The sequence below is a fragment of the Yersinia rochesterensis genome (assembly GCF_003600645.1).
In the GTDB taxonomy this organism is placed as follows: domain Bacteria; phylum Pseudomonadota; class Gammaproteobacteria; order Enterobacterales; family Enterobacteriaceae; genus Yersinia; species Yersinia rochesterensis.
In genome coordinates this window covers 2698993-2721019 of the sequence record NZ_CP032482.1, presented here as the reverse complement: position 1 = coordinate 2721019, position 22027 = coordinate 2698993, and the positions used below count along the sequence as shown (strand labels likewise).

Sequence of the window (22027 nt, the reverse complement as noted above, 5' to 3'; positions counted from 1 at the left end):
GTGCGGCCACACTTAATGTTGCTGGTCACCGCGCAGATAAATTATCCAGTAAGTCAACCCTACCAATAATCCGCCACCAATGATGTTGCCAATAGTGACTGGAATCAGGTTATCAATAATAAAGTTACTTACGGTTAAGTGAGCAAATTGCTCCGGTGCAGATCCTATGGATTGCCAAAACTCAGGCGATGCGAAGTTTTTAATCACAATACCCATAGGGATCATAAACATATTTGCGATGCTATGCTCAAAGCCGCTGGCAACAAACATTCCCACCGGTAAAATCATCGCAAACATTTTGTCCATTATGGTACGGCCGGAGTAACTCATCCAAACCGCCAGGCAGACCATTAAGTTAGCCAGAATGCCTAAACAGACTGCTTCAACAAAAGTATGGTGCAATTTGTGGTCGGCTGTTTGTAAAACATTCAGACCCCATTGACCATTTGCCACCGTATGTTGTCCCGCAAACCAAATAAGGCACACGAAAAATAGCGCACCGCAAAGGTTCCCAATATAGACATTAACCCAGTTGCATCCCAGTTGACGCCAGGTAATACGGCCACTGGCTTTGGCTACAGTTGTGAGCACGGTAGAAGTGAAAAGATCACCACCACATACCACAACTAACATTAGCCCTAGGGAGAAACAAATACCACCCACCAACTTGGCAAAGCCGAAAGGCACGCCTGCGGTACCGGTAGTCGCTGTAATATAAAAAACAAACGCAATTGAAATAAACACACCAGCAGTAATCGCTAAATAAAAAGTTTTTAGCGGATGCTTGGTGGCTTTATAGACACCGGCATCTTCGGCTACTTTAGCCATTGCCGCAGGTAATAATGCATCGAAGGGGTTGTCAGCTTTCACACTAACTCTCTCTTAAGGGTTAATAAAGCACAACGAGATACTAGCAAAGCAGTATAGCGTGAAAATTGATATGGATCATATTGCGAGAGTTTAGTTCGCTTTAAAACACTACAAAATGTGTGCTTAATGAGCTTAACTTTTTGATTTTTAAAATAAAAAAATATTTTAATATTTACAAATATTTTTGATTGCACTGTTTTAAAGCCGTTGAGAACGTTAAATAAAAACAGTATTTGTAGCTATTTTTATTCATCGCTGTCATTAAAAATTAACTATTTATTTACCTGTTTCTCTGTTTTATCTGATGAGTAAATAATGTTTGTTTAAAGGTGCTGTTTTTTACCTCAGGCGGCGTCAGAAAGTAACGTTTTTTTATGACAAAAACAATTGTTGGCTTGCGGTGTTTGTATTTAATTTAGTCAGGAATAATTGCAAAAAATTAATAGGCGAGAAATCTTGAGATAAAAAAAGCGGCATTTGCCGCTTCATTGGTTAATTACCGCCCCAACAGACAGATAACTAAAATCTGTGGGGCAGCGGGGCTTACTCGCTTTTTGCCCAATAACGGCGTTTTGCTGCCTGTAATTTGGCATAAGCACCCAGCAGTGCTTGATGCGCTGGTAGAGCTTTGAGGTCTTCATCGACACTAAACAGGCCATTAAAGCGTTCTTCACCGGCGATAGCCGCTGATGCGGCCTCTACAGCCTCTTGACCATACATTTTCACAAAAGCGCTATAATACTGGGCTGCATCACGTTCTGGCTCTTGGGTCAGCAACAGCAGAGTTTGCAGGCAACGATAATAATTAGCCTGTTTCGCAGTGAACACAGAAGAGTTGAAATCTTGTGTCCACTCGACCCAAATTAGCGCTTGTTCCAAATCACCGCCCGCCAAGGCCAGCATGGATTTCAACTCGCCAACCCGCAGAGTGTACCAGCCGTTATCTTTACCGGAGGCAATACCCAGCAGCTCACGGACTCGGGCGAAATCATCTAAACCTTCATCATCCAAGGTCTGAATAAGTTCCAGATATTGTGCTGGCTGCCAATCAGTGTCCGGCAGGGCCAGTAAAGTGCTGCGCAGATGCACGCCCATGGTGTTGTTCGCCATCAGCAAATCTTCAGCAGGGTAAATATCTGACCAGCCTGGCACCAGAATCCGGCAGGCGTAGACACTTAAATGTTCATAATCAGCGATATACACTTCAGCATCTTCTTGCTTGAAGATAGCCATCAAGGTGGCGAACTCTTCTTCAGTGGTGCCTTTAAAGCTCCAATCCACGAAAGGATAATCAGCTTGTTGTTTAAACATATCCCAGCTGATTAAGCCGCTTGAATCGATAAAGTGTGTTTCCAGATTGGTATGTTCAGCCACTTCTTCATCATCAAAGGTTGGCGCGGTAAACACATCCAAGTCTTTAAGGCTACGACCTTGCAATAATTCAGTCACGGTACGTTCAAGGGCTACACCGAAATCTGGGTGTGCGCCAAATGAAGCAAAACAAGTTCCGTTGGATGGGTTAAACAGCACCACACAAATGACCGGATAAGCACCGCCTAAAGAAGCATCGTAAGACAGGATCGGGAAACCTTCCTCTTCCAGCTTGGCGATAGCTTCCACCACGCCCGGATAGCGATTTAACACGTCGGCCGGGATCTCTGGCAAGCTGATAGATTCGGCGATAATGCGATTTTTCACTGAACGTTCAAACACTTCAGACAATGCTTGCACGCGGGCTTCATTGGCGGTATTCCCCGCAGACATGCCGTTTGAAACATACAGATTGCCGATAATATTCATCGGAATATAGACAGTTTCTAAATCTGACTGGCGGATGAATGGCAGAGAGCAAATACCGCGTGCAGCGTTACCTGACTGTAAATCCACCAAATCACTGCTAACCAGCTCGTTTTCTGGATCGTAAAACGCCAGCAGGCGCTCATCCAGAATACCTTCCGGTAACAAATCATCTTCAGGAATGGGGAACCATTTCTCATTCGGATAATGAACAAAATCACCTTCCGCAATGGCTTTGCCCAGATAGAAGTCCGCAAAGAAATAGTTAGTGGATAAACGTTCGAAATATTCACCCAAGGCCGAAGCCAATGCGGCTTTCTTGCTAGCGCCTTTGCCGTTGGTAAAGCACAGCGGGCAGTCACGATCGCGGATATGTACCGACCAAACGTGAGGAACCGGATTCAGCCAAGAGGCTTCTTCAATATTAAAACCGAGGTCGCTCAGTTTTTGCTGAAAGCGGGAGATGGAGTCTTCCAGCGCGGCGTCTTTGCCGGGAATAAAAGTTTGGGTCATTGTCTTCACTTTTTGGCGGTACTAAAAACGCGCAATCATACGGGGTTTTAGTTAATAGCTCCATGTATTCCTAAAGCGCAGTAAATGTCACAGTTTTGATATGGATATTCCGGATAATTCGCTAGCTCATAAATGATGGAGTCATAATATGAAGTCTATAAAGCTAACTGTCTTAGCCGGAATCTTAGCAGGGATCAGTGGTTCGGCCTTTGCTCTACCCAATATCACCTTGTTGGCGACCGGAGGAACTATCGCCGGCGGCGGCGATTCAGCCACTAAATCAAACTATACTGCCGGTAAACTGGGCGTGGATGCCCTGGTCGACGCGGTGCCAGAAATGAAAAAACTCGCCAATATTCAAGGTGAGCAAGTGGTGAATATTGGTTCTCAGGATATGAATGATGAAGTTTGGTTGAAATTGGCAAAAAAAATTAATGCTGATTGTGCCAAAACCGACGGATTCGTGATTACCCATGGGACGGATACATTGGAGGAAACTGCCTATTTTCTCGACTTAACCGTCAACTGTGATAAGCCGGTAGTGATGGTGGGGGCAATGCGCCCGGCGACGGCTCTGGGCGCTGATGGCCCACTGAACCTCTACAATGCCGTGGTGGTGGCCAGTGATGCTAACTCGGCTAAACGTGGGGTGCTGGTGGCCATGAATGACCAGGTATTGACGGGCCGTGATGTGATGAAAACCTATACGACCTCGGTGCAAACCTTCCAGTCACCTAATACTGGCCCACTGGGCTATATCTATGATGGTAAAGTGAATTATTTGCATCAGCCGGCACCAAGGCAGCCAGCTTTTGATATCAGTAAGCTGAATGAGTTGCCGAAAGTGGGCATTATTTATAACTATGCTAATGCCTCCGATTTGCCCGCTAAGGCATTGATTGCTGATGGTTATAAAGGGATTGTCAGTGCCGGTGTGGGCAACGGCAACCTGTATCATACTGTGTTCGATACACTGGCAACCGCAGCACATAATGGCGTTGCCGTGGTGCGTTCATCCCGTGTCCCCACCGGATCTACCACTGAAGATGCTGAAGTGGATGATACTAAATATGGCTTTGTTGCCTCCGGCTCACTTAATCCACAAAAAGCACGGGTGCTGTTGCAATTGGCATTAACCCAAACGCAAAAACCACAAGAAATTCAAAAATTGTTCCACACCTATTGATCTAGTCAAACTCTGACGGGGGCTTCGGCCTCCGTATCTCTTTAATTCCTGTAATCTGAAATAAAAATACTAATGCCTTCAGTCAGCTACCTTTAACAGGTGCGCGGCAACATTTTGCCCTTTTTAGACGGCAGGATAACAATAAATGAAAACTTTTGATTTCAACCGGATGGCGCTGGATAAATTCCCTATTGAATTTTTAGCAGAGGTGGGGGTTCGGTGTTTATTGACTTTTGTATTGGTCTTTTTATTTCTTAAGCTGAGTGGCCGCCGTGGTGTACGGCAGATGTCACTATTTGAGGTGGTTATCATTTTGACCCTCGGCTCAGCCGCCGGTGATGTCACTTTTTATGAAGATGTGCCGATACTGCCCGTGGTTATGGTATTCATCAGCATTATGCTTTTGTACCGACTGGCCACTTTCCTCATGTCGCGCAGTGAAAAAATCCAACAATGGATGGAAGGGAAGCCACTCATTATTATCAGTGACGGGGTATTTGTTTGGAAAACCATGCAGCAGGAAAATATTACGCACGATGAATTTTTTATGGAGTTGCGCCAACAAGGTGTCGAGCATCTCGGTCAGGTGCGGCTAGCCATTCTGGAGGTCAATGGGGCTATCAGTGTCTTTTTCTTCAGTACCGAAAAGGTTAAGCCCGGCCTGCCTGTATTGCCAAAATCATGCATTAACCAATTAATTAATAAAGAAAAAATGGGTGAATATGCTTGTGGCCAATGTGGCCTGATTGTTACATTTTCTGATGATTCACATGCTACTTGCCAATGTTGCGGTCACCACCACTGGGTCGAGGCTTTGCATCATCCGCGGGCAAAATGAGTTATCTATCATGCAACAAGGTTATGACTGAGCCAGTTTTAGTGAATAGTTTCAAATAAATGACAAGATAACGCACAGCCTGCTGTGGAAGAGAGGGCGAGTTTCGCCTTCGTGAGTGAATAACCATTGCAGCAGGCGGACTCGAATGATAAAACCGAGTCAGGATAATGATGGCAATCTCAGTTGAGTGTGGTGAGGGGAAATGACACAGGTTTATAATTTTAGCGCTGGTCCAGCAATGCTACCGGTTGAAGTTTTACGTCGTGCGGAACAGGAATTGCGTAACTGGCATGGTCTGGGCACGTCGGTGATGGAAATCAGCCACCGAAGTAAAGAATTTATGCAGGTCGCAGAAGAGGCTGAAAAAGATTTACGCGATTTGATGCAGATCCCAGCCAATTATAAAGTGTTATTTTGCCACGGCGGCGCACGCGCACAGTTCGCCGCAGTACCACTGAACTTGCTCGGCGACAATAACAGTGCCGATTACATCGACGGCGGCTATTGGGCGCACAGTGCGATCAATGAAGCTCAGAAATACTGCACGCCGAATGTGATTGATGTGAAAACTGAGGTTGATGGCCGAACCGGTATTCAGCCGATGAAACAATGGAAATTGAGTGATAATGCCGCCTATGTGCATTATTGCCCGAATGAAACCATTGACGGGTTGGCTATCAATGAAGAGCCTGATTTTGGCAGCAAAGTCGTGGTTGCGGATTACTCTTCATCCATTCTCTCCCGCCCCATTGATGTCAGCCGTTATGGTGTGATTTATGCGGGTGCCCAGAAGAATATTGGCCCAGCCGGTTTGACCCTGGTTATCGTGCGCGAAGATTTGCTCGGTAAAGCCCGCACGGAACTGCCGTCAATTCTTGATTACAAGGTGCTGGCAGAGAATGATTCAATGTTCAACACCCCGCCAACTTTTGCCTGGTATCTGTCCGGCTTGGTATTTAAATGGCTGAAAGAACAGGGCGGTTTGGGCGAAATGGAAAAACGTAATCAGGCGAAAGCTGAGTTGCTGTATGGTGCCATCGACAAAACCGGCTTCTACTGCAATCAGGTTGCTATTGCCAACCGCTCTTGGATGAATGTGCCATTCCAAATGAGAGATCCTTCACTGGACAAACTGTTCTTGAGCGAAGCAGAAGCGCAAGGGCTGCAAGCCTTAAAAGGTCACCGTGTTGCCGGGGGCATGCGCGCCTCTATCTATAACGCGATGCCAATTGAGGGCGTGAAAGCATTAACCGATTTTATGGCTGACTTTGAACGCCGCCATGGTTGATTGCTCTGAGCAAATATTAGTTTTATTTATTAAGTAATTACAACAGCCCCGTCCTGTGCGGGGCTGTTGTTCATCAAAGACTGGAGAGTGCTTTTCCCATGCTGGAATCCCTGACTTTACACCCCATAGCCCTGATTAATGGCACAGTTAACTTACCCGGATCTAAAAGTGTTTCTAACCGTGCACTTCTTCTGGCTGCGCTGGCTGAGGGGACGACCCAGCTGAATAACTTGTTAGACAGTGATGACATCCGCCATATGCTCAATGCATTACAGGCATTGGGAGTAAAATTCCGTCTTTCTGCCGACAGAACGCGCTGTGAAGTTGATGGGCTGGGCGGCAAGTTGGTTGCTGAGCAACCATTAGAATTGTTCTTGGGCAATGCAGGAACGGCCATGCGTCCGCTGGCGGCCGCCCTTTGTTTGGGGAGCAATGACATTGTATTAACCGGTGAACCGCGCATGAAAGAGCGGCCAATTGGTCATTTGGTCGATGCATTGCGCCAGGGCGGGGCACAGATTGATTATCTGGAGCAAGAAAATTACCCGCCGCTGCGCTTATGCGGTGGTTTCCGTGGTGGCAAACTGACCGTAGATGGCAGTGTTTCCAGCCAATTCCTGACAGCGCTCCTGATGACGGCCCCCTTAGCGGAGCAAGATACTGACATTCAGATTCAAGGGGAGTTGGTATCTAAACCTTACATCGACATTACCCTGCATCTGATGAAAACCTTTGGTGTAGATGTTGTGCATGAAAATTATCAGGTTTTCCACATTAAAGGCGGGCAGACTTATCATTCACCAGGTACCTATCTGGTTGAGGGCGATGCATCTTCCGCTTCTTATTTCCTCGCCGCCGCCGCGATTAAAGGCGGGACAGTGCGCGTAACCGGTATTGGTAAAAAAAGTGTGCAGGGCGATACCAAATTTGCTGATGTGCTGGAGAAAATGGGCGCTAAAGTAAGTTGGGGTGATGATTATATCGAGTGTAGCCGGGGGAAATTACAGGGGATTGATATGGATATGAACCATATTCCTGATGCTGCAATGACCATTGCCACCACCGCACTGTTTGCCGATGGCCCGACGACTATTCGTAATATCTATAACTGGCGCGTGAAAGAAACCGACCGCTTATCCGCGATGGCGACAGAGCTGAGAAAAGTGGGCGCACAAGTGGAAGAGGGGCAGGATTACATTCGTGTTGTCCCTCCAGCACAATTAATCGCAGCAGAAATAGGCACTTATAATGACCATCGAATGGCGATGTGTTTCTCGCTGGTGGCTTTATCTGACACTCAGGTCACTATCCTTGACCCTAAATGTACCGCGAAGACTTTCCCAGATTACTTCGAGCAATTAGCGCGGCTGAGCCAATTAGCCTGATCAATCTTTACCGGGTTTATCAGCATGAGATGGGTACCAGTGAGTACCCATTTTTTATTCTGTAACAGACGGTTTTCTCACAAAACCTCACCGATTTTTGCCTGTTAATAGATAAAGAATAAATATTTTTTCTGGCTATCTTTCCCATCTCTTCTACACTCCAGCCACGGCTTATGGTTTTATTTTCAGCAACTAAACCACCGCAGGGTAACAGTTCACTTCGATGCAGCGTATAATACTGCTCCTGTGTTTGCCCTGCCGGGTAGACAAGAGGTTTTGCCTACCGAAAGGAGAGATAAATGACGGCGTCAGCCCCGGTGATAACCGTTGATGGACCAAGTGGTGCAGGTAAAGGTACGCTTTGCAAAGCATTGGCTGAATCGTTGGATTGGCGTTTGCTGGATTCCGGTGCGATATACCGTGTTTTAGCTTTGGCGGCACTGCATCATCAGGTAGATATCAGCACCGAAGAGGCATTAGTTCCACTTGCCGCACATCTCGATGTTCGTTTTGTTTCGCAAAATGGGCAGTTAAAAGTCATTTTAGAAGGTGAGGACGTCAGTAATGAGATCCGCACTGAAACTGTGGGAAATACAGCATCTCAGGCAGCGGCTTTTCCTCGGGTGCGTGAAGCATTATTGCGTCGCCAGCGGGCTTTTCGTGAACCGCCCGGCCTGATTGCCGATGGCCGTGATATGGGCACGGTGGTGTTCCCAGATGCCCCGGTGAAAATATTTCTTGATGCAAGTTCACAAGAACGTGCGCACAGGCGTATGCTACAGTTGCAGGAAAAGGGGTTTAATGTTAACTTTGAACGTCTTTTGTCCGAGATACAGGAGCGGGACTCTCGCGATCGTAATCGGGCTATTGCACCTTTAGTCCCTGCGGCAGATGCGTTGGTACTGGATTCAACCAGTATGTCCATCGAGCAGGTGATCGAACAGGCGCTGGCTTATGCCCAACGAATTCTAGCGTTGCCGTTAAAAAAATAGCGACAATGCGGTCAGTTCTGAGCTCTCAATGATTTATTTTTTAAATAAAATTATTTTTGATGAGCACTTTAACCTTGCTGCAAGGATGTGTGGCGAGGCATGTGAAACAACCCCATCCGGCGGGATGCTAGATGGACGTTAAACTTAAGAATCCTGAAGATTATAAACATGACAGAATCTTTTGCTCAACTCTTTGAAGAATCCCTGAAAACAATTGAAACACGTCCGGGCTCTATCGTCCGTGGTGTTGTTGTTTCTATCGATAAAGATATCGTACTGGTTGACGCCGGTCTGAAATCTGAGTCAGCAATTCCAGTAGAACAGTTCAAGAACGCGCAAGGCGAACTGGAAATTCAAGTCGGTGACGAAGTTGACGTGGCTCTGGACGCTGTTGAAGACGGCTTCGGTGAAACTCTGCTGTCCCGTGAGAAAGCTAAGCGCCATGAAGCATGGCTGATGCTGGAAAAAGCTTACGAAGAAGCTGCAACCGTTACTGGTGTGATCAACGGCAAAGTGAAGGGCGGCTTTACAGTCGAACTGAACGGCATCCGTGCGTTCTTGCCTGGTTCACTGGTTGATGTGCGCCCAGTTCGCGATACTCTGCATCTGGAAGGCAAAGAGCTTGAGTTCAAAGTCATCAAGCTGGATCAGAAACGCAACAACGTGGTTGTTTCTCGTCGTGCAGTTATCGAATCTGAGAACAGCGCTGAGCGTGATCAATTGCTGGAAAACCTGCAAGAAGGCATGGAAGTTAAGGGTATCGTTAAGAACCTGACTGACTACGGTGCATTCGTTGATCTGGGTGGCGTTGATGGCTTGCTGCACATTACTGACATGGCTTGGAAACGTGTTAAACACCCAAGCGAAATCGTCAATGTGGGCGACGAAATCACTGTTAAAGTTCTGAAATTCGACCGCGAACGTACTCGTGTATCCCTTGGCTTGAAACAGCTGGGCGAAGATCCATGGGTTGCTATCGCTAAACGTTACCCAGAAAGCACTAAGCTGACTGGTCGTGTAACTAACCTGACTGATTACGGCTGCTTTGTAGAAATCGAAGAAGGCGTTGAAGGCTTGGTACACGTTTCAGAAATGGATTGGACCAACAAAAACATTCACCCGTCTAAAGTTGTTAACGTTGGCGACGTAGTGGAAGTTATGGTTCTGGACATCGATGAAGAACGTCGTCGTATTTCTCTGGGCCTGAAACAGTGCAAATCTAACCCATGGCAGCTGTTTGCAGAAACCCACAACAAAAACGACCGCGTTGAAGGTAAAATCAAGTCTATCACTGACTTCGGTATCTTCATCGGCTTGGACGGCGGCATCGACGGCCTGGTTCACCTGTCTGACATCTCCTGGAACGTTGCAGGCGAAGAAGCAGTTCGTGAATACAAGAAAGGCGACGAAATCGCAGCTGTGGTTCTGCAAGTTGACGCAGAACGTGAGCGTATCTCCTTGGGCGTGAAACAACTGGCTGAAGATCCGTTCAATAACTACCTGTCTGTTAACAAGAAAGGTGCTATTGTTACGGGTAAAGTCACTGCAGTTGACGCTAAAGGTGCTACAGTTGAATTGGCAGGCGGCGTAGAAGGTTATCTGCGTGCTTCTGAAGCAACTCGCGACCGCGTTGAAGATGCGACGCTGGTTCTGAACGTCGGTGATGAAGTTGAAGCCAAATATACTGGCGTTGACCGCAAAAACCGCGTAATCAGCCTGTCTGTTCGTGCTAAAGACGAAGCTGATGAGAAAGATGCTATTGCTACAGTTAACAACAAGCCAGAAGAAGGTAACTTCTCTAGCGCAATGGCAGAAGCGTTCAAAGCTGCAAAAGGCGAGTAATAACGGGGGGCGATCTTTTCGCCCCTATACGGTAGTTTAGCTGCAAAGCTTGGAGGTAATATGACCAAGTCTGAACTTATTGAAAGACTTGCTGGCCAGCACTCTCATATTCCGGCTAAGGCCGTTGAGGATGCAGTGAAAGAAATGCTTGAACATATGGCTGGAACACTAGCTGAAGGTGAGCGCATTGAGATCCGCGGATTTGGCAGTTTTTCTCTTCACTACCGTGCTCCGCGTGTTGGTCGTAACCCGAAAACTGGTGATAAAGTTGAGTTGGAAGGTAAGTACGTTCCACACTTTAAGCCAGGTAAAGAGTTGCGTGATCGCGCTAATATCTACGGTTAAGTTGTTTACAGCTTACCGCGTTATTATTTATGTCCGAAACACGCGGAGCTATTGCTTCCAGTGAAAGGATATAAAGCTGATACGAAACGGTGCCCCTAAAGGCACCGTTTTTATTTGTTTTTGTATATTAATCTTGACGATGTATCCCTGCCAAAATGCCTTACCCATCAATATATTCCTGATTATTTTAGATGCATCCCGCATTTCTTTTACAGATTTTGCAACTCAATAAAACTGTTCGCGTATCGGCTCGGAACTCCTGTCAGTGGTGCTGGCCCTATAACCAATCTACATAGAAAATTAGTTTCTCACCCACAGTGAGCGGATAGCCATGAGGCTATTTGAGAGTCATAACATGGATGGTTGCTTATCACTTTATCAACAGATCATTGCGCGTTTGCTATCATCGCGGGTCTTTTACCTCTTATTTTGCTACCTCATCTCCCAGGCCCCGGGGTGATTGGCGTGTTACTGGCATTGGGCGCATTGCTATGGGTTAGCGGCAATACTTATTGTCAGTGTCTTGCATTGGCTCTGATGAGTTTTGTTTGGGGATGTTGGCACGGCGATAAGATGTTGATGCAGATTGAGCAATTCACTCAGGGAGATCAACAGATCGTCGCCACAATAAGCAATTCACATTTGTTTTGGGGAGAAGGTAATAAGGTTCTCTTAAATATTCAGCAGATCAATGGAAAGAAGGTGTTTCCTGCTATTAAGGTCACCGTCAAATGGCAAGAGGGCCTGGATTATTGTGCCGGGCAACAATGGCAGTTCTGGCTCCGCATGCGAGGTGTACATAGTTTGCTCAACGAAGGCGGTTTTGATAGCCAGCGTTGGGCTATAGCGAATCGCCGTCCATTACAGGGACGAATCATTAGAGCCGAATTACTTGATGCGCCTTGTAATGCTCGCCAGCAAATCATCCGTATTGTGGAACGGCAACTTGAACCCTATAAACAACGGCAGATATTGCTGGCACTGGCTTTTGGTGAAAGAAGCCAACTGGAACCCCAGTATTGGGCGCTGTTGCGTGATACCGGGACGGCCCATTTAATGGCAATTTCAGGGTTACACATTGCTATGGCGGCGTTATTTGGTGGGATGTTGGCTCGGGCGATTCAGTTTTTACTCCCCGTTAGTCGAGTTGGTCCGCTGTTTCCGCTATTAACTGGCTGGATGGTTGCTGTCATTTACGTTTGGTTAGCAGGGGGGAATCCCCCAGCAGTTAGAGCCGTTATGGCACTAACGCTATGGTTACTGCTTAGGCTTTTTAATGTCTCCTGTAGTACATGGCAAGTATGGTTATGGGCACTAGCGCTAATTTTGCTTAGTGATCCTCTTGCAATACTTTCGGACAGTTTTTGGCTCTCCTGCTTGGCGGTATTTAGTTTGATATGTTGGTTTTATTGGGTACCGCTTTCCCCACGGTTTAAAACAGGTTGGCCGGGGCTGGTTATTCGCGGGCTCCATTTGCAATTCGGTATGATGTTGCTGCTGATGCCATTGCAAATAGTTTTGTTTCATGGCATCAGTTTATTCTCAATGCCTGCAAATTTGTGGGCAGTGCCTCTCGTTTCCTTAATTACTGTCCCTTGTGTTTTGCTGGCTTTGGCTTTCTCTCTCCTTCCTGTGGTTGCTGGGGTGTTCTGGTCGTTGGCTGATATATCGTTGACTGCGGTACTCTTCCCGCTGAGTCTGATGAGAATGGGCTGGTTTCATACTGGAACGGCATCAGTTGCTATCGGATTCAGTGGTTGGCTAGCCATGTTTATATGGCGTTTTGGATGGTGGCGTAACTATTCTATTGGGGTCATGGTGCTTTGTGTGAATCTGGCATTATTGACTCAGCGCCGTGATGAATACCAATGGCGGGTTGATATGTTAGATATTGGGCATGGTCTGGCGGTAGTCATTGAGCACAAGGGGAAAGCCATTATTTTTGATACAGGTAATCGCTGGGTAACCGGCAGCATGGCATCAATGGTGATTTTGCCTTATTTACGCTGGCGAGGTATCACTGTTGAGCAAATTATTCTCAGCCATGACCATCAGGACCATACCGGAGGTTTAGCTGAGATTCAGGCCGCTTTTCCCATGGCTACGGTTCGCGCTCCTTTTTCCTTAAAAGATGTTGTACATACATTGCCTTGTAAACAAGGGGTAGCATGGCAGTGGCAAGGTTTGAATTTCGAGGTGTTATGGCCGCGAGTGCAGGTTGCCAATGCTCAGAATGATGATTCGTGTGTTATTCGTGTTGATGATGGAAAACACAGCTTATTACTGACTGGTGACCTTGAAATGCGCGGTGAGAGAGAGTTGATTAAAAATTCTCGTGCTAAATTAGCTTCAACGTTACTACAGGTTCCTCATCATGGGAGCAATACATCTTCGACACCACCTTTTCTGCGGGCGGTAAAGCCAGAATTGGCTTTTGCTTCTGTTGCACGCTATAACCAATGGCGTCTCCCAGCGAGAAAAGTGACTAAGCGTTACAAAAAAAATAACATTATTTGGCGAGATACCTCGGTGTCAGGACAATTAAGTGTTTATTTTTACAGCAATAGTTGGCAAATTAATGGTTATAGGGAACAATTAATGCCTCGTTGGTATCACCAGCAATTTGGCGTTGGAGGTCATAATGAGTAGAATGGGCCGCTATTTCTTCTGGTGCTGGTATTTGCATGATGAATGATAAAGATCTATCCACTTGGCAGACGTTTCGTCGCCTCTGGCCATTGATCTCTCCTTATAAGACCGGTCTTGTTGTTGCAGCGATAGCATTAATCCTTAATGCCGCCAGTGACACCTTTATGCTGTCATTACTAAAACCCTTGCTTGACGATGGTTTTGGTAAGGCTAATAGCTCAATTTTAAAATGGATGCCTCTGGCCGTTATCGGCTTAATGGTGGTTCGTGGCATAACTGGCTTTATTTCAAGCTATTGCATCTCGTGGGTCTCTGGCAAAGTAGTGATGCATATCCGTCGCCGCTTATTCAGCCATATGATGGGAATGCCGGTTTCATTTTTTGACCAGCAATCAACCGGTACATTGCTATCACGTATTACTTATGACTCCGAACAGGTAGCAGCATCATCTTCTGGCGCACTGGTTACAGTGGTGCGAGAAGGGGCTTCTATCATCGGTTTGTTTATTATGATGTTTTATTACAGCTGGCAGTTGTCGCTGATTTTAATCGTCATTGCACCGATTGTGTCGATTTCTATCCGGTTGGTATCTAAGCGTTTTCGCAATATCAGTAAAAATATGCAAAGCACCATGGGGGAAGTGACCACCAGTGCAGAGCAAATGCTGAAAGGGCATAAAGAAGTTTTGATCTTCGGCGGCCAAAAAGTTGAAACTGAGCGCTTTGAAGCTGTGAGTAACCGCATGCGCCAGCAAGGGATGAAACTGGTTTCTGCTTCTTCGATTTCAGATCCTATTATCCAGTTGATAGCTTCTTTTGCTTTGGCATTTGTATTGTATGCAGCAAGCTTTCCCAGTGTGATGGAAACACTGACCGCCGGTACTATTACCGTGGTGTTCTCAGCCATGATTGCGCTGATGCGTCCGTTGAAATCACTGACCAATGTGAATGCTCAATTCCAACGTGGGATGGCTGCTTGCCAGACATTGTTCACTATTTTGGATATGGAGCAGGAAAAAGATGAAGGTAAACTGGAAGTTGAACGCGCTAAAGGCGAAATAGAATTCCGCCATGTGACGTTCTACTATCCGGGCAAAGATACCCCGGCACTGAATGACATCAATATGCATATCGATGCCGGTAAAACGGTTGCATTGGTGGGGCGCTCAGGCTCGGGTAAGTCAACTATCGCTAATTTAATGACTCGTTTCTATGATGTCAGTGAAGGCAGTATTTTGTTGGATGGTCATGACTTACGTGATTACCGATTGGGTGCATTACGCAACCAGGTCGCGTTGGTGTCGCAAAATGTTCATCTGTTCAATGATACGGTGGCGAATAACATTGCTTATGCCCGTGATGAGCAGTACAGCCGCGCGGAAATTGAAGAAGCTGCCCGCATGGCTTATGCCATGGACTTTATCAATAAAATGGAAAATGGCCTGGACACCGTTATTGGTGAAAACGGCGTCATGCTCTCCGGTGGTCAGCGCCAGCGCATTGCCATTGCACGGGCGCTGTTACGGGATTGCCCAATATTGATTCTGGATGAAGCGACTTCGGCACTGGATACTGAATCAGAGCGGGCAATTCAGGCCGCATTGGATGAATTGCAGAAAAACCGTACTTCACTGGTCATTGCCCACCGTTTGTCGACCATCGAAAAAGCAGATGAGATCCTGGTCATTGAGGATGGACGCATTGTGGAGCGCGGCATGCATGCAGAATTGCTGGCGAAAAAGGGCGTTTATGCTCAACTTAACCGTATGCAGTTTGGCCAATGATTGAGCGCATCTGGTCTGGAAAGTCTTGGCTGTATTTGCTATTGCTGCCGCTGTCCTGGCTATATGGTGCAATCACTTGGCTTATCCGTGTCAGTTATACTCTGGGGTTGCGTTCGGCGTGGCGCTCCCCAGTGCCTGTCATTATTGTGGGTAATCTGACTGCCGGCGGTAATGGTAAAACGCCAGTAGTTATTTGGTTGGTGGAACAGCTGAAACAGCGGGGTTACCGCATCGGGGTTGTCTCCCGAGGTTACGGTGGTAAGTCTGTGTATCCGTTACTGCTATCCAGCGAGACCACAACCACTCAGGCCGGTGATGAACCGGTTCTGATCTATCAACGAACAGGTGCCCCTGTTGCGGTCTCGCCAAAGCGTTCTGATGCGGTTAAAGCATTACTGGAATCTCATGATTTGGATTTCATTATTACTGATGACGGATTGCAGCATTATGCATTACAGCGGGATTTCGAGCTGGTGGTGATTGATGGTGTTCGCCGCTTTGGTAATGGTTGGTGGCTGCCCGCAGGCCCGATGCGCGAGCGGGCAGGGCGACTGCGCTCAGTCGATGCGGTGATAACCAATGGTGGTATTGCTGCCGCCGGTGAAATACCGATGCAACTGGTTGTACAGAAAGCTGTCAATTTGGTGACGGGCGAACGTTTTCCTGCGCAGCAATTACAGCATGTCGTTGCCATGGCCGGGATTGGTCATCCCCCGCGCTTTTTTGCTACGCTAAGTCTGCTCGGCATTGAGCCTAACAAGGAATATGCTTTCGCTGACCATCAGGATTATTCATTGTCTCAACTTAGCTCGCTGACTTCCGGGCCACAAATTTTGCTAATGACTGAAAAAGATGCTGTTAAGTGTCGAGCTTTTGCTCAGCCCAATTGGTGGTATTTGCCAGTGGATGCGCAGTTACCTCCTGACCAGGCTGAACAATTACTGTTGAAAATTCAAGCGCTAGCGCGACATTCTGCATAATCCAATTTATAGACTCAGTGATGTGAGCTTTAGGGCCGCCGCGCATGCTGTTAGCGAACGTTGCTGAGTTTTCTCGTACAGTTGTAGTTCATCAACAACATCAGCGCCCAAGTCCCGTTGGAAATCCTGCTTACTGGAATGTCCTGCAAAATGGTTTTGCCCTTTATCCCCTAAATTCGACTGAAAAATACCTGCGGCACTGACCGGTAGGAAATCTTCATAAACCAAAGGTTCAAATTGGATGAATCCAGCGCCAATCAATTCATCTAAAGTTAAATTTTGTATTGAGGTTGCAGATCCGCCGAGTTTTTTTTCTGTCGGGAAATAGCGGAAGAAAGCGAGTTTTTCTGCGCGCATTGCTGGATAATTATCCGGAAACTGGCTAAATTTTTCGCTAAGAATTGCCATATATTGCGCTGCATTCTCCTCATTTGCAGGAGTTTGCAACTGATCCTGAGCCGCTTGCAGCAGGCGGTCATAAAGATTGCGGCCTTTGGCGGTCAGCGCAGCGCCACGCTGTTCTATTTCGCCAAAGCGGGCGGTATGATTCCCTTGAATAATCTGCCCATCGGATGATACAAACGCGACTTTTTCTTCCAGTGCCTTAAAACTGGTTTGTCGCAGCAGTATTGGGCAATGGCGTGGTGGTGGCCCTTCGATGACGGCTTTGGGGGGAATATTGTGTTTCGGCATGGCAGCTTGTACTGCGTCTATATTCAGTGTTCGTGGGGTCAAGTGGTTAATATGTGGCCCTTTAAAGGCAACGACATCAGCAATTAACCGATGTTGATCATGCAGTTGCTGATAAATCTCAACACTCACAGTGGCTTGATTATGCCAGCGGAATGTTTCCAGGGATTCAGTAATAAAATCAGCCGTGTCATTGTCGGCCAGCCCCCCGGCTGTTTCATGCTTAACAATCAATTCGATAAGGCGGGGCGTGAAAATATTTCTTTTGGCAAGAATATCAACTGCTTGTTGCCGCATTTCTGGCCGCTCAATCAACTCTAACCGCAGCAATGAAGTGAAAATTCTGAATGGGCATATTTGCAATGAAGCCTCATGTACCGCGCGAAAAGCCGTAGAGTGAACAGGTACACCAGCAGGGGCCAGGTCGTAATACCCGACGGGAACCATCCCCATGACAGCAAATAAGCGGCGTAAAGTGGCGAGCTCGGCGGCAGTTCCCACGCGGATAGCGCCATGCCTTTCCATATTTAATCGCTCAATTTCCCCAGTTCGAAGCAAATGGCGGGTCAGTTCTGGCGATTGCTCCATAGTTTGGTTGTTGGTTTCGGCAACTAATTGCAATAAATCACTGTATAACGGGACTTCCGTCTGATACATATTCGACATAGCACTGGAGAACCTGGCGCGTATCTCATCGGGATGAACAAATGGCAGGGCGGTAATCATTGGAATGTTCCTTTTTACCTTTCAACGCAGATATTTACGGCTGCGGATCACGCTGATTCCATTTTATTTTAGGTGAGTTCGCTGAGCTGGGGAGGCGCTGGCGGAGAATATTAGTTTTTTATGCGTTATATCTCATTGATTCTGGGGTTTGTTGCGATCCATGCAATAAAAAAGTTGTATAGATGCGTTTTTTATGTATAAATACACATCGGCCTGTTTTGCAGGCTTATTTATGTGTAAGAGTGCACGAGAGCAAAGTAAAGCAGTTCCTCCCAAGACGCTATTTTCTGATACAGCCTCAAAGACGAACCCCTGAATCTCCTATAAGCAACTCCCATAAGTCATATTTTAGGCGAACCTGTTGAATAAGCATTTATTGCTTTGTGGCTGGTTTGTTAGTTGCTGTATCTGTTGCTGCTCTATTACTTAAAATAATAACGTTTAAAGTAATAACGTTGGGTTATCGGCGGAATAAAATGATCGCGCAAATGTGCCTATCATTTATTCTGGAGATAGACAAAATTCTAAGCCCACATTTATGCGGGTTTTTCATAAAATCAAGCTCATAGAGGTTTAATCAGAAAACTTTAGGATGGGCAACTGCATCTAAACAATAAATAAAAATGAGTTGTTAGGATGCCCAGTAAAAGGAAATTTATTATGACGTTAAAAATGGGCCGCGTGAAATGGTTCAACCAGTCTGAAGGCTACGGTTTTATTTCACCCCACGACGGTGGTTTGGATGTGTATGTCAGCAAGACAGCCATTGCCAACACCAAAAATAAATCACTGAGTGAAGGGCAGGACGTTGAATTCTCTACTTATCGTAGTATTCATGGGCCGTCAGCAGCAGATGTGATCGCTTTCTAAGCAAACGGCTACCCAAGGGTAGCCGCTAGTTTTTTTGCCTCTGTTCGACATGTTTATTTTGTCGTCGGGCAGTTTTGCAGGTGCTTCTATTTGTTTTTGCGGCTTAATTGCTGAAGTTAGCAAACAGCGCAATAATTTTATGGAATACTTTCATTTCTTACTCGATAGATATGGTTATGTGACTTGTGTCACAAAAATACTACTCCTCACAATTCAACATATCAATAACAAAACCAACATTTATCATCCCGATTGCTGAATATATTCACTTATACCAATGTCAATTAACATAACCGCTTGTTATCAATAGCTGATATAAATGACGGCATCGGCGCAGTTAACCTGCATCGGCGGATATGGTATCCTCGACCACTTTCCTGCTGGCTAAACTCCATTCTGGAGGATGTATGGACCACCGTTTACTCGAAATCGTTGCTTGTCCTGTCTGCAACGGTAAGTTGTACTTCAATAAAGAAAACCTTGAGCTGGTATGCAAAGCTGACAATCTGGCTTACCCGGTGCGTGACGGCATCCCGGTATTGTTAGAGAACGAAGCCCGCCCACTGTCCATTGATGAGAAGCACGCATGAGTTTCATTGCTATAATACCCGCCCGTTATGCTTCAACCCGTCTGCCCGGTAAGCCACTGGCTGATATTGCAGGCAAACCAATGGTTGTGCATGTGATGGAGCGGGCATTGGAGTCAGGTGCATCTCGGGTGATTGTGGCAACAGACCATCCGGAAGTGGTGAAAGCTGTTGAAGCAGCGGGCGGCGAAGTATGTTTAACCCGCGCAGATCATCAGTCCGGTACCGAACGCTTAGCGGAAGTCATTGAACGCTATGGTTTTGCTGATGATGATATTATTGTCAATGTGCAAGGGGATGAGCCATTGGTGCCGCCAATGATTATCCGTCAAGTTGCTGATAATTTGGCTGCCTCCAGTGCAGGTATGGCGACATTGGCAGTGCCGATTGAAAGCAGCGAAGAAGCTTTTAACCCTAATGCCGTGAAAGTGGTGATGGATGCGCAAGGTTATGCGCTGTATTTCTCGCGTGCCGCCATTCCGTGGGAAAGAGAGCGCTTTGCTCAATCGAAAGAAACCATTGGTGATTGTTTCTTACGCCATATTGGTATTTATGCTTATCGCGCTGGTTTTGTTCGCCGCTACGTTAATTGGGCACCAAGTAAACTCGAGCAGATAGAGCTGTTAGAGCAATTGCGTGTGCTGTGGTACGGTGAAAAAATTCACGTTGCTGTGGCAAAAGCTGTGCCAGCAGTTGGGGTTGATACGCAAGAAGATTTAGACAGAGTTCGGGCTATTATGCTCAAGCAGTAATCGCAGTAATCATTGTGCAGCTTTCCACGCCAAGCTCAGTTGAGTTTGGCGTTGTTATTTCTGGATCCCACGGGCTTCAATTATTTAACTTTTATTGTGGCTATTATTTGATCTGCATTCTGGAAATATCCCTCCCATCATCCCATGATGAATAATCTATTTCGTCAGATAATCGGACAAAGCCTTATGGAACAGCTGAAAGCTGAATTAAGCGTCGTGCTTGGGGAGTCGATTACCCGCCTTGAGCGCATCAGCGAGCAGCCTTATGCCCACCTGTATGCGATGTATAATCAGCAGGGTCAGGCGATCCCATTGTTGGCAAAGAGTTATGTCTGTCAGGGAATTGCACAGCAAGAAGCCTATAAACTGTCAATGTTGTCGCGCGAAGGCGATATCCGCTTGCCGACTGTGTATGGTTTAGTTATGACCCATCAACCGCCGTATAAAGAAATCTTGCTGATGGAACGCCTTCGGGGTGTTTCGGTAGAAGCGCCCACCCGAACAGGGGAACGCTGGAATGCTTTGATGGATCAGATAGTTGAGGGCGTATTAGCTTGGCACCGGATTGATAGCCATGGGTGTGTCGGCAATGTTGATAGCACACAAGAAAATGATTGGTTCAGTTGGTATCAGCAACGAGTTGAAGTGCTGTGGGCCACGCTATCGAATATGAATTCACCACAAATGACCTTGGAAGATAGGGCAATTCTTTATCGTGCTCGGGCATCATTAAATGCACTTTTCGCCGGTTTTGACGACAGTTCGGTGCTGGTTCATGGCAATCTGACCTTACGCAGCATGCTTAAAGATCCCCGCAGTGATCAATTGCTGGCGATGCTCAACCCCGGCCCCATGCTATGGGCACCGCGGGAGTATGATTTATTCCGTCTTAGTGAAGAGGGGATGCCGAGCCAGCTATTTTATCGCTACCTCAATAAAGCGCCGGTCTCGGAATCCTTTGTGGCCCGTCGTTGGCTCTACACGCTGTGGGAGTTGGTTTCCCGCTTTATTCACACCGGTAATTTGGATCGCGCTTCATTTGATAATGCGGCTAAACAACTGTTACCTTGGCTGAATTAACCGCAAAATTATTCATCATTTTTATTGCCCGTTAATGTTTGCCAGATTAGCCCCAAGGTTTCATACCAGGCGCGCTCGGAATGACCCAAATAGGTTGCTGCCGGAATAGTACGCTCCCAACTGTGTAAGGGGCTGGTAATAGCTAACTGATTGGCGGGCGCTGGAATAGGATTTAACCCCTTGGCGGTAAAGAATTTTATCGCCCGAGGCAAATGACTGGCTGAGGTTACTAGCAAAAAAGGTTTATTACCCACCAAGGTAGCTACCGCTGCCGCTTCTTCAGCCGTATCTTTGGGTTGCTCTAATGCAATAATATCCGCCGCCGGAACCCCTAAACTTTCCGCTACCTGCGCCGCTGTTTTTGCACTGCTTTGGCTGTTCGGGCTAGCGCCACCGGTAAATACCATTTTTGCGTTAGGATGCACGCGATACAGCCGGATCCCTTCAGTCACTCGCGGTAAACTATTCGAGAATAAATTAGCACTTGGCGCCCAATTCGGATTAAACGTGTAGCCGCCACCGAGGACAACAATGTAATCTACCGGGTCGTTTCCCTGATAAGTTGCATATTGTTTTTCCAACGGCAATAACAGGCGATCGGCGACGGGTTGTAGGCTAATAAGCAATAATACCAGCCAACTTAATGCAAAAAGCGTTTTGCCACTTTTTTGCCAGCGGGTAAACCACAATAAGATTAATGCCAGCCCCATGATGATAAGCAGAAAGGGCAGTGGCATTAATAAGCCGCCAACAAACTTTTTTAGGGTAAAAAGCATAAAAACAGGCACCTTTTGGCTGAAAAAACGGCATTTGGCGATGATTACGGGCCAAGAAGATTTATTCTAAGTCAGGC

Annotated in this window: 18 protein-coding genes; 14 read left to right on the top strand and 4 right to left on the bottom strand. The window is 46.7% G+C overall.

Annotated elements, in window-relative coordinates:
* Window positions 1–12: 12 nt before the first annotated feature.
* Window positions 13–870 carry a formate transporter FocA gene (focA, locus tag DXZ79_RS12745; protein ID WP_038632091.1) on the bottom strand — a complete coding sequence of 286 codons (858 nt, stop codon included), beginning with the start codon at window positions 868–870 and terminating at the stop codon, window positions 13–15.
* Window positions 871–1413: 543 nt separating this feature from the next.
* The gene (gene ycaO, locus DXZ79_RS12740; RefSeq protein ID WP_038632092.1) at window positions 1414–3180 is read right to left on the bottom strand and encodes a 30S ribosomal protein S12 methylthiotransferase accessory factor YcaO; all 1767 of its coding nucleotides are present in this window, start codon (window positions 3178–3180) and stop codon (window positions 1414–1416) included.
* 148 nt (window positions 3181–3328) lie between these two features.
* On the opposite strand from ycaO, the gene ansB reads away from it, so the two are divergent.
* The 10 genes from ansB to lpxK all read left to right on the top strand — a co-directional run bounded on the left by ansB (window position 3329) and on the right by lpxK (window position 16469).
* Window positions 3329–4366 (top strand): L-asparaginase 2, encoded by a 1038-nt coding sequence (gene ansB, locus DXZ79_RS12735; protein WP_120011310.1) that lies wholly within the window; start codon window positions 3329–3331, stop codon window positions 4364–4366.
* Between the two features lie 145 nt (window positions 4367–4511).
* Entirely contained in the window at window positions 4512–5204 is a 693-nt protein-coding gene (locus DXZ79_RS12730; RefSeq protein ID WP_038632096.1) for a YetF domain-containing protein, read from the top strand.
* Window positions 5205–5406: 202 nt separating this feature from the next.
* Window positions 5407–6492 (top strand): 3-phosphoserine/phosphohydroxythreonine transaminase, encoded by a 1086-nt coding sequence (gene serC, locus DXZ79_RS12725; protein WP_038632098.1) that lies wholly within the window; start codon window positions 5407–5409, stop codon window positions 6490–6492.
* Window positions 6493–6590: 98 nt separating this feature from the next.
* Window positions 6591–7877 (top strand): 3-phosphoshikimate 1-carboxyvinyltransferase, encoded by a 1287-nt coding sequence (aroA, locus tag DXZ79_RS12720; RefSeq protein ID WP_038632100.1) that lies wholly within the window; start codon window positions 6591–6593, stop codon window positions 7875–7877.
* Window positions 7878–8176: 299 nt separating this feature from the next.
* A complete protein-coding gene (gene cmk, locus DXZ79_RS12715) occupies window positions 8177–8869 on the top strand; it encodes a (d)CMP kinase (RefSeq protein ID WP_038632102.1) in 693 nt (230 codons plus the stop codon).
* 168 nt (window positions 8870–9037) lie between these two features.
* Window positions 9038–10711 (top strand): 30S ribosomal protein S1, encoded by a 1674-nt coding sequence (gene rpsA, locus DXZ79_RS12710; protein WP_038632104.1) that lies wholly within the window; start codon window positions 9038–9040, stop codon window positions 10709–10711.
* A 60-nt stretch (window positions 10712–10771) separates the two neighbouring features.
* The gene (gene ihfB / locus DXZ79_RS12705) at window positions 10772–11056 is read left to right on the top strand and encodes an integration host factor subunit beta (RefSeq protein WP_032820038.1); all 285 of its coding nucleotides are present in this window, start codon (window positions 10772–10774) and stop codon (window positions 11054–11056) included.
* Between the two features lie 363 nt (window positions 11057–11419).
* Window positions 11420–13705 (top strand): ComEC family protein, encoded by a 2286-nt coding sequence (locus DXZ79_RS12700; protein ID WP_038632107.1) that lies wholly within the window; start codon window positions 11420–11422, stop codon window positions 13703–13705.
* 35 nt (window positions 13706–13740) lie between these two features.
* Window positions 13741–15489 (top strand): lipid A ABC transporter ATP-binding protein/permease MsbA, encoded by a 1749-nt coding sequence (msbA, locus tag DXZ79_RS12695; protein WP_004391094.1) that lies wholly within the window; start codon window positions 13741–13743, stop codon window positions 15487–15489.
* Window positions 15486–16469 (top strand): tetraacyldisaccharide 4'-kinase, encoded by a 984-nt coding sequence (gene lpxK, locus DXZ79_RS12690; protein WP_038632109.1) that lies wholly within the window; start codon window positions 15486–15488, stop codon window positions 16467–16469. Before msbA ends, lpxK begins: the two co-directional genes overlap by 4 nt.
* A gap of 6 nt (window positions 16470–16475) precedes the next feature.
* Here the strand turns inward: lpxK and hglS are convergent, their stop codons facing one another.
* Window positions 16476–17885, bottom strand: a complete 1410-nt coding sequence (hglS, locus tag DXZ79_RS12685; RefSeq protein WP_038632112.1) for a 2-oxoadipate dioxygenase/decarboxylase HglS — start codon at window positions 17883–17885, stop codon at window positions 16476–16478.
* Between the two features lie 660 nt (window positions 17886–18545).
* On the opposite strand from hglS, the gene DXZ79_RS12680 reads away from it, so the two are divergent.
* From DXZ79_RS12680 to DXZ79_RS12665, 4 genes are all read left to right on the top strand, one after another.
* Window positions 18546–18755 carry a cold-shock protein gene (locus DXZ79_RS12680; RefSeq protein WP_038632114.1) on the top strand — a complete coding sequence of 70 codons (210 nt, stop codon included), beginning with the start codon at window positions 18546–18548 and terminating at the stop codon, window positions 18753–18755.
* Window positions 18756–19162: 407 nt separating this feature from the next.
* Window positions 19163–19345 carry a Trm112 family protein gene (locus DXZ79_RS12675; RefSeq protein WP_004700032.1) on the top strand — a complete coding sequence of 61 codons (183 nt, stop codon included), beginning with the start codon at window positions 19163–19165 and terminating at the stop codon, window positions 19343–19345.
* Entirely contained in the window at window positions 19342–20094 is a 753-nt protein-coding gene (gene kdsB / locus DXZ79_RS12670; RefSeq protein ID WP_038632118.1) for a 3-deoxy-manno-octulosonate cytidylyltransferase, read from the top strand. Before DXZ79_RS12675 ends, kdsB begins: the two co-directional genes overlap by 4 nt.
* A 186-nt stretch (window positions 20095–20280) precedes the next feature.
* A complete protein-coding gene (locus DXZ79_RS12665) occupies window positions 20281–21174 on the top strand; it encodes a YcbJ family phosphotransferase (RefSeq protein ID WP_004391100.1) in 894 nt (297 codons plus the stop codon).
* Window positions 21175–21182: 8 nt separating this feature from the next.
* Here the strand turns inward: DXZ79_RS12665 and elyC are convergent, their stop codons facing one another.
* Complete coding sequence (gene elyC, locus DXZ79_RS12660) at window positions 21183–21950, bottom strand: envelope biogenesis factor ElyC (RefSeq protein ID WP_050291290.1); 768 nt, start codon at window positions 21948–21950, stop codon at window positions 21183–21185.
* Window positions 21951–22027 lie beyond the last annotated feature (77 nt).

What these genes read in the sequence shown, in the direction of transcription:
- ycaO (WP_038632092.1), bottom strand. Translation starts at nt 3,180, where the DNA reads ATGACCCAAACTTTTATTCCCGGCAAAGACGCCGCGCTGGAAGACTCC.
- serC (WP_038632098.1), top strand. Translation starts at nt 5,407, where the DNA reads ATGACACAGGTTTATAATTTTAGCGCTGGTCCAGCAATGCTACCGGTT.
- DXZ79_RS12680 (WP_038632114.1), top strand. Translation starts at nt 18,546, where the DNA reads ATGACGTTAAAAATGGGCCGCGTGAAATGGTTCAACCAGTCTGAAGGC.
- DXZ79_RS12730 (WP_038632096.1), top strand. Translation starts at nt 4,512, where the DNA reads ATGAAAACTTTTGATTTCAACCGGATGGCGCTGGATAAATTCCCTATT.
- elyC (WP_050291290.1), bottom strand. Translation starts at nt 21,950, where the DNA reads ATGCTTTTTACCCTAAAAAAGTTTGTTGGCGGCTTATTAATGCCACTG.
- cmk (WP_038632102.1), top strand. Translation starts at nt 8,177, where the DNA reads ATGACGGCGTCAGCCCCGGTGATAACCGTTGATGGACCAAGTGGTGCA.
- rpsA (WP_038632104.1), top strand. Translation starts at nt 9,038, where the DNA reads ATGACAGAATCTTTTGCTCAACTCTTTGAAGAATCCCTGAAAACAATT.
- hglS (WP_038632112.1), bottom strand. Translation starts at nt 17,885, where the DNA reads ATGATTACCGCCCTGCCATTTGTTCATCCCGATGAGATACGCGCCAGG.
- kdsB (WP_038632118.1), top strand. Translation starts at nt 19,342, where the DNA reads ATGAGTTTCATTGCTATAATACCCGCCCGTTATGCTTCAACCCGTCTG.
- DXZ79_RS12665 (WP_004391100.1), top strand. Translation starts at nt 20,281, where the DNA reads ATGGAACAGCTGAAAGCTGAATTAAGCGTCGTGCTTGGGGAGTCGATT.
- aroA (WP_038632100.1), top strand. Translation starts at nt 6,591, where the DNA reads ATGCTGGAATCCCTGACTTTACACCCCATAGCCCTGATTAATGGCACA.
- ansB (WP_120011310.1), top strand. Translation starts at nt 3,329, where the DNA reads ATGAAGTCTATAAAGCTAACTGTCTTAGCCGGAATCTTAGCAGGGATC.
- ihfB (WP_032820038.1), top strand. Translation starts at nt 10,772, where the DNA reads ATGACCAAGTCTGAACTTATTGAAAGACTTGCTGGCCAGCACTCTCAT.
- DXZ79_RS12675 (WP_004700032.1), top strand. Translation starts at nt 19,163, where the DNA reads ATGGACCACCGTTTACTCGAAATCGTTGCTTGTCCTGTCTGCAACGGT.
- msbA (WP_004391094.1), top strand. Translation starts at nt 13,741, where the DNA reads ATGATGAATGATAAAGATCTATCCACTTGGCAGACGTTTCGTCGCCTC.
- lpxK (WP_038632109.1), top strand. Translation starts at nt 15,486, where the DNA reads ATGATTGAGCGCATCTGGTCTGGAAAGTCTTGGCTGTATTTGCTATTG.